This window comes from bacterium, assembly GCA_035945995.1.
Taxonomy (GTDB): domain Bacteria; phylum Sysuimicrobiota; class Sysuimicrobiia; order Sysuimicrobiales; family Segetimicrobiaceae; genus DASSJF01.
The window spans coordinates 49950-56621 of the sequence record DASYZR010000088.1 but is presented as its reverse complement, the minus strand read 5'-3'; the positions used below and the strand labels follow the sequence as shown (position 1 = coordinate 56621).

At 70.5% G+C, this 6672-nt stretch carries 8 protein-coding genes; 6 read left to right on the top strand and 2 right to left on the bottom strand.

The genetic code is table 11. From position 1 onward, the window contains the following. A partial coding sequence (locus tag VGZ23_09460) for an acyl-CoA synthetase FdrA (GenBank protein HEV2357820.1) occupies positions 1–200 on the top strand: 200 nt, incomplete at its 5' end. Further along, positions 197–1501: a DUF1116 domain-containing protein gene (locus VGZ23_09455; GenBank protein ID HEV2357819.1), complete on the top strand. Its 1305-nt coding sequence runs from the start codon at positions 197–199 to the stop codon at positions 1499–1501. The genes VGZ23_09460 and VGZ23_09455, both read left to right, overlap by 4 nt. 41 nt (positions 1502–1542) lie before the next feature. Here VGZ23_09455 and VGZ23_09450 read toward each other — a convergent pair whose 3' ends face one another. Continuing rightward, entirely contained in the window at positions 1543–1758 is a 216-nt protein-coding gene (locus VGZ23_09450; protein ID HEV2357818.1) for a hypothetical protein, read from the bottom strand. 506 nt (positions 1759–2264) lie between these two features. On the opposite strand from VGZ23_09450, the gene VGZ23_09445 reads away from it, so the two are divergent. Then, positions 2265–2804 carry a DUF6544 family protein gene (locus tag VGZ23_09445; GenBank protein ID HEV2357817.1) on the top strand — a complete coding sequence of 180 codons (540 nt, stop codon included), beginning with the start codon at positions 2265–2267 and terminating at the stop codon, positions 2802–2804. 12 nt (positions 2805–2816) lie between these two features. Then, positions 2817–3443, top strand: coding sequence for a DUF4389 domain-containing protein (locus VGZ23_09440; protein HEV2357816.1), 627 nt, complete (start codon positions 2817–2819; stop codon positions 3441–3443). A gap of 4 nt (positions 3444–3447) precedes the next feature. On the opposite strand, the gene VGZ23_09435 is transcribed toward VGZ23_09440, so the two are convergent. Then, a complete protein-coding gene (locus VGZ23_09435) occupies positions 3448–4461 on the bottom strand; it encodes a hypothetical protein (protein ID HEV2357815.1) in 1014 nt (337 codons plus the stop codon). 188 nt (positions 4462–4649) lie between these two features. Here VGZ23_09435 and VGZ23_09430 point away from each other — a divergent pair, with 188 nt between their 5' ends. Then, positions 4650–5474, top strand: coding sequence for a cyclase family protein (locus VGZ23_09430; GenBank protein HEV2357814.1), 825 nt, complete (start codon positions 4650–4652; stop codon positions 5472–5474). After that, positions 5471–6661 carry a CaiB/BaiF CoA-transferase family protein gene (locus VGZ23_09425; GenBank protein HEV2357813.1) on the top strand — a complete coding sequence of 397 codons (1191 nt, stop codon included), beginning with the start codon at positions 5471–5473 and terminating at the stop codon, positions 6659–6661. The genes VGZ23_09430 and VGZ23_09425 overlap by 4 nt, the downstream gene beginning before the upstream one ends. Positions 6662–6672 lie beyond the last annotated feature (11 nt).

The following is a 6672-nucleotide window of genomic DNA, read 5'->3' as shown; positions in this document are numbered from 1 at the left end:
TGTCCTCCGAGCCGCGTGTCGCGGGCCTTCCTCCGGATGCCGACGCCGTGCTCGCCGCCCCACCGCATGTCGTGAACGTCGGGCTCGCGACGTTCGCCGACAGTCTTCGGGACCAGGGGGTGCCCGTCATCGACGTCGATTGGCGGCCGCCCGCGGGCGGTGACCCGGAGTTGCTCGACCTCTTGGACCGGGTGACGTGACGAACCGACCCGGCGAGCGGATCGATCGGGCCAACGCCGAGGCGATCGTGCGCGTGCTTGCCGCGACGCCCGTCCTGATCGGGGTGGGGCGCGCGCTGGACGTCATCCCGGGCATGGACGAGAACCTGTTCCTGCACGCCGGGCCGCCCGTGACGTGGGATCGGATGTCGGGCCCCGTGCGCGGCGCCGTGATCGGGGCGCTCCTGTACGAGCGGCGGGCGCGCGATGAGGACGAGGCGGCGTTGCTCGCGGCCTCGGGGCGTATCCGCTTCGATCCGTGCCACCACCATGGAACAGTCGGGCCGATGGCCGGCGTCGTGTCGCCCTCGATGCCCGTCTGTATCGTCGAAAACAAGCCCGGCGGCACCCGGGCCTATGCGACCTTCAACGAAGGGTACGGCAAGGTGCTGCGGTACGGCGCCTACGACGCCGCCGTCCTGGACCGGCTGCGCTGGATCGAGGGGACGCTCGCGCCGGTCGTGGGCCGCGCCCTCGAACTGGCCGGCGGCCTCGACCTGAAGGCCCTGATTGCCCAGGCGCTGCAGATGGGCGACGAGGGCCACAACCGCAACAAAGCCGGGTCGGCGCTGCTCGGCCGCCTGCTCGGACCATTCGTCGTCCGCGCCGGGGCCCAGCAGGCGGCCGAGGTCCTCCGGTACTTCGCCGACAACGATCTCGCGGCGTTGAATCCCGTCATGGCCGCCTGCAAGGCGACGATGGATGCGGCGCACGGGGTGCCGCACAGCTCCCTCGTGACCGTGATGGCGCGCAACGGCACCGACTTCGGGATTCGCGTGAGCGGACTGGGCGACCGGTGGTTCGTCGGCCCGGCCGCAGTACCCCGCGGCCTGTACTTCCCCGGGTTCACCGCGGAGGACGCGAACCCGGACGTCGGCGATTCGGCGATCACGGAGACCGCCGGCATCGGCGGCTTTGCGATGGCCGGCGCGCCGGCCATCGTGACCTTCGTCGGCGGGACCGTTCAGGACGCGACGGCGGCGACGTTGGAGATGTACGAGATCACCCTTGCCGAGCACGACGCATTTCGAATCCCCGCGCTCGACTTTCGCGGCACGCCGACCGGCATCGACGTCCGCAAGGTGGTCCGCACCGGCATTCTCCCGCGCATCAACACCGGCATCGCGCACCGGCGCGCCGGCATCGGCCAAGTCGGCGCCGGCTTGGTGCGGCCGCCCCGGGCCTGTTTTGATGAAGCGCTGCGGGCGATGGCGCAGGCGTTCGAGGGCGGCGCGGGCTTCCCCGCGAGGGACGATGAGCGCGGCGGGCCGGCGCGCGGGTGAGCCCGCGCGCCGGCCCGCGATCGGAAACTCGCTCCGCCGGCCTACCGGTTGAACTCGTGGTCTCTGTCCTGCGTGCCGGTCGTCCCCGACAAGGAGTCCGTGCCGTTCGACAGGACGACCCCCGTCATGAACTCGCCCATCCGGTGCTGGCGGGTCGCCGAACCGTTGTTGAGACCTCCCGCTTCGTTCGCGAACGCCGCCGTCGCCGCGACCGCGAGACTTCCACCGATCAGGATCATCGCAAGCGCCTTACGCATCGCCGTTCCTCCTCTCGAGTTGCCGAGCCTGTCTGGCGTCGTCCGGAGCGTGCACAACCCCGGCGCCGTCTGGCCTAGTGTGCCGTTCGCGTGTAAAGGAAATGCCCGCGGGAGTGTAAAGATTTGGTGTCGCAGCGGGCGGCGAATCAGACCGCCACCCGATGGGAGCGGCAATCGGCCGGCGGTACGTTGGGCGTGACAGGGAGGCGGACGGCCGGTCGTGAACGCGGCGCAATACATCCGGATCGCGGGCCGAGGGGCGGCGGGCGCGCTCACGCTGGCGGTGGCGTCGTATGCCACGTACGCCGGCGTCACGTGGCTGCGACACGGCCGCATCAGGGCTGCGCGTCGCGACGAGACCGATCTACTGCTGGACCGATTCATGCCGGTCTACGATATGGTCGAGCGCGAGCACGTCCGTGTAGGGCGCCGGCCGAGAGCACGCTCTCGGCGATGTACGAGCTGGATCTGCGGACGATCGAGATACCGAGGGGCGCCGGGGCCGGATGACGATGGGCGCGCGATTTCTACGGGAAGTGGCGCGGGCCGGTCTCCCCGTAGGGCCGGGGCCGGATGACGTAGTCACCGACGGCGACGTGCGTCGCCTGCCCGAACCGGCCCAACGATACCTCCGATTCATGCGGGTCGTGGGACGGCCGCGAGACTGGTCGTTCCGTCTCGAGTTCACCGGACGGTTCCGGACGAAGCCGGTGCCCGAGGTCACGTGGCACTCCGCCGATGCTGATGCCTTCGACGTGGCGCTGACGGACCGCGGCCGAACGGTGACCGGGCGAGTGACCGTCGACGAACGCGGGGCGCCGAGGGATTTCACCACCACCGACCGGTTCTGCGCCGACCCCGACGACCCGACGCGCGTGACGCGCGCTCGGTGGACGACGCCGGTGACCGGCTGGCAGCCGCTCGACGGCCGTCAGCTGCCCGTCGACGGCCGGGCGATCTGGCACCTCCCCCAGGGACCGTTTACCTACGCTGAGTTCCACCCGGTGCCGGGGAGCCTCGTGTTCAATCGTGCTCCCGGACAATGAGGAGGTGACGCAATGGAGCAGAGGCCGGCCGGGTTCCCGGCGACCCTCGAGATCGATTACCCCGAGCGCGAGCTCAACCGAGTCACGACCTTCTTCCGGCTGGTGACCGTCGTGCCCATCGCGATCGTCCTCGCGCTGGTCAGCGGGCCTGCCGGGCGGTCCGACGCATCGCATTTCGCGTGGGGGGCCGGCGGACTCGTCGTGCTGCCGACCGCTCTGCTGCTGCTCTTCCAGCAGAAGTATCCGCGGTGGTGGTTCGATTGGAACGTCGCGCTGACGGGGTTCACCACGCGCGTCGCCGCGTATCTCGCGCTGCTCCGCGACGAGTATCCGTCCGTCGACGAGGAGCAGGCCGTCCACCTCGCGATCCCGTACCCCGATGCGGCGAACGACCTGCATCGCTGGCTGGCGCTCGTCAAGTGGTTCCTGGCGATTCCGCATTACATCGTCTTGGCGTTCCTCGGGATCGCGGCGGTCTGCTGCGTCATCTTTGCCTGGTTTGCGATTCTCGTGGCCGGCCGCTATCCACGATCGCTCTTCGAGTTCGTCGTGGGCGTGCTGCGCTGGTCGCTGCGGGTGGGGACCTACGCGTTCCTGCTCACCACGGATCGCTACCCGCCCTTCAGCTTCTCGGCGTGACCGCCTATTCGGGCAGCGCGGCGATCGCCGCCACGCCGCCCGCCAGCGCCCCCGGAGGCCACGGGATCTCGAGGGCCGCCCACGTGCGCCCCGCGTCCGCCGTGCGGTACACGCCGCGATTGTTTGCCGCGTACAGCACGCCCGGTTCGTCGGGGTGCCCGGCGAAGTGGCTGACCGTCGTGCCCTCGGGATCGGGCAGCCCTTCCGTCGCCGGCCGCCACGCGCCCCGCGCGGCCCGGCGATAGATGTGGGTCTCGGCGTGGCGCGGCGAATACGCCGAATGCGGGCCCTCGGCCGCGGACACGATGACGGTGTCGGGCTCTTCCGGATCGACGGCCACGCCGACCAGGTAGCGGTGCCGGAGCCCGTCCATCCGCCGCGTCCATGTCCGGCCGGCGTTGGCGCTCTCGAAGTATCCGTCGCCGGCCGCGGAGTAGACGCGGTCCGGCGCGAGCCGGTGCGTGGCCGCGGTGTGCGTGTCGTATGGACCGCCGGGGACGCGATCCTCCCACGTGCGTCCGCCGTCCGGCGTGCGGAGGAGCGCGCCGGCCTCGATGGCAACGAAGAGGCGTCCGGTGGCCACGGGATCGGGCTCGATCCACCGGACGTGATGCGTCTCCGGGCGCGGGGGGAAACTCCACGTCGGCGCGGACGGGAGCGACCGGAGCCCGGACGACTCGCTCCACGAGGCGCCGCCGTCGGTGGAGCGAAACAGCGCGCTCGGTTCGGTTCCGGCGTAGACGACCGCGTAGTCGTCGCCGCCCTCGGTCGGGCTCGCGGCGATCGAGGTCACCAACGCGTGCGAGACGCCGGGCCCGGCCGGCTCCCAGGAGCGCCCCGCGTCATCGCTGTGCCACACGCCGCGGCCCAGGGTGCCGCAGTAGACCCGCGTGGCGGTCTCGGGATCGACCGCGACGCACGCCGCGGATGAGCCGGAGAGATGGTGCTCGACGGACCAGTCGAGGGCCCGGCGCGCGCTGAACAGTCCATGCTCGGTCGCGACGATGAGGGTGATCATACGAGCAGAAGTACGGCGGAGGCACCCATGCCGTCCTGCCGGTGGCACGGCGCCCGATCGCGACGCAGGGCGCCGGAAGCGGCTGGGAGAACCCCTGCTCCATCGGCCGGCGGTTCGGCGTATCGCGGGCGAGTCGCACCCGCGTCCCCCACGCCGCCGGCCAATCCCGTCCCACGAGGAGGACCGCGATGGCGTTCAAGCCGGTGGACCTGAGCCGGGTCCGCGTGCTCGATCTGTCCCAAAACTTCAGCGTCGACTCGCCGCCGTTTGCCTACTACGAAGGCCCCACGGTGAAGTGGGTCAAGAAGATGGCGTTCGAGGGCGTCAACGCGCAACTCATCAGCAGCACGAACCACATCGCGACGCACCTCGATTCGCCGCTCCACTTCAACGACCCGGGACCGGACGTCGCCGGGATTCCGCTCGAGTCGCTGCTCGGCCCCGCATGCGTCGTGGACTTAAGCCAGTTCGGCGTCGGCGACTACGACATCTACGGCCCCGAGCACTTCGAGCGGTGGGAGCGCAGGCACAAGATCAAGATCCAGCGCGGCGACATCCTCGTCATTCACACGGGCTACCACCACTACTACAACGAGGACTGGTACAAAGTCCGCAACCGGGACAAGCCGAATCTCCCGCGCGCGTTCCTCAAGCATCCCGGCCCGCGGCTCGAGTTCTGCGACTGGGTCCTCGACCGCGGCATCCGCTGGCTCGCGATCGACGCCATCTCCACCGACCATCCGTTCAACACCAACGTCCGGCGGGCGCGGCCGGACCTGGTGCCGGAGGTGGAGAAGAAGATCGGGATGCCGATCGACGAGGCGTTCCCCTGGCCCAAAGCCTACCAGGCGACCCACACCTATCTCTTTCCAAAGGGCGTGTTCCACGTCGAGAACGTCGGCGGCATGATCGACGAAGTGCTCGACACGCGGGTGTGGTTCGGGGCGTTCCCCTTCCGGTTCAAGGGGGGCGAGGCGGCGTTCTGCCGCTGCTTCGCGTTCGTCCAAAAATGACCTCGCCAGGACCGCTCGACGGCCTCCTGGTCGTCGACCTCACGCGGGCGCTCGCCGGTCCCTACTGCACGATGATGCTGGCCGACCTCGGCGCGCGCGTGATCAAGGTGGAGACGCCGGACGGCGGCGACGATACGCGCGGCTGGGGGCCGCCGTTTGTCCACGGCGAGAGCGCGTACTTCATGAGCATCAACCGCAACAAGGAGAGCCTGACGGCCAATCTCAAGGACGAACGGGGGCGCGAGCTGTTGTGGCGCCTTCTCGGGCGGGCCGACGTGCTCGTCGAGAATTTCCGCCCGGGGACGATGGACCGGCTGGGCGTCGGGTACGAGACGGTGCACGCCCGGCTGCCCCGCCTCGTGTACTGCTCGATTTCGGGGTTCGGGCAGACCGGACCGTACCGCGAGCGTCCGGCGTACGACCTGATCGTCCAGGGGATGGGCGGGCTGATGGCGATCACCGGCGAGGCCGACGGGCATCCGATGCGGGTCGGGGTGGCGGTCGCCGACATCTGCGCCGGGATGTTCGCCGCGTACGGCGTCCTCGCGGCGCTGCGGGTCCGCGACCGCGACGGCCGCGGCCAGTGGATCGACGCGGCGATGCTGGACGCCCAGGTCGCGTGGATGACGTACATGGCCGCCAACTACTTCGCCACGGGCGACAACCCGCCGCGCGTCGGGTCGGCCCACACCAATCTGGTGCCCTACCAGCCGTTTCCGACGCGGGACGGGTTCGTCACGGTCGCCGTCGGGAGCGAGGGCCTGTGGCAGCGGTTCTGCCGGGCGCTGGACGTGCCCTTCGCAGACGACCCGCGCTTTGCGACCAACGCCGCGCGCGTCGCGCACCGGCGGGAACTGGTGGAGGCGCTCGAGCCGGTGTTGCGGAGCGGGACGACGGCCGAGTGGGTGGCCCGGCTCGGGGAGGCCGGCGTGCCGGTCGGTCCCATCTCCCGCATCAGCGAGGTGATGAACGATCCGCAGGTCCTCCACCGTGGGATGGTGGTGGCGGTCGAGCACCCCCGCGCAGGGCGCGTCCGGGTGAACGGCGTCCCGCTGAAGTTTTCCGACACGCCGGGCGGCGTGCGGACGCCGCCACCCGTGCTCGGCGAGCACACGGCGGCCGTGCTGCGCGAGCTGGGATATCCCGGCGCGCAGGTGACGGCGCTGCGCGACGCCGGCGTCGTGTGAGCCACCCGGCC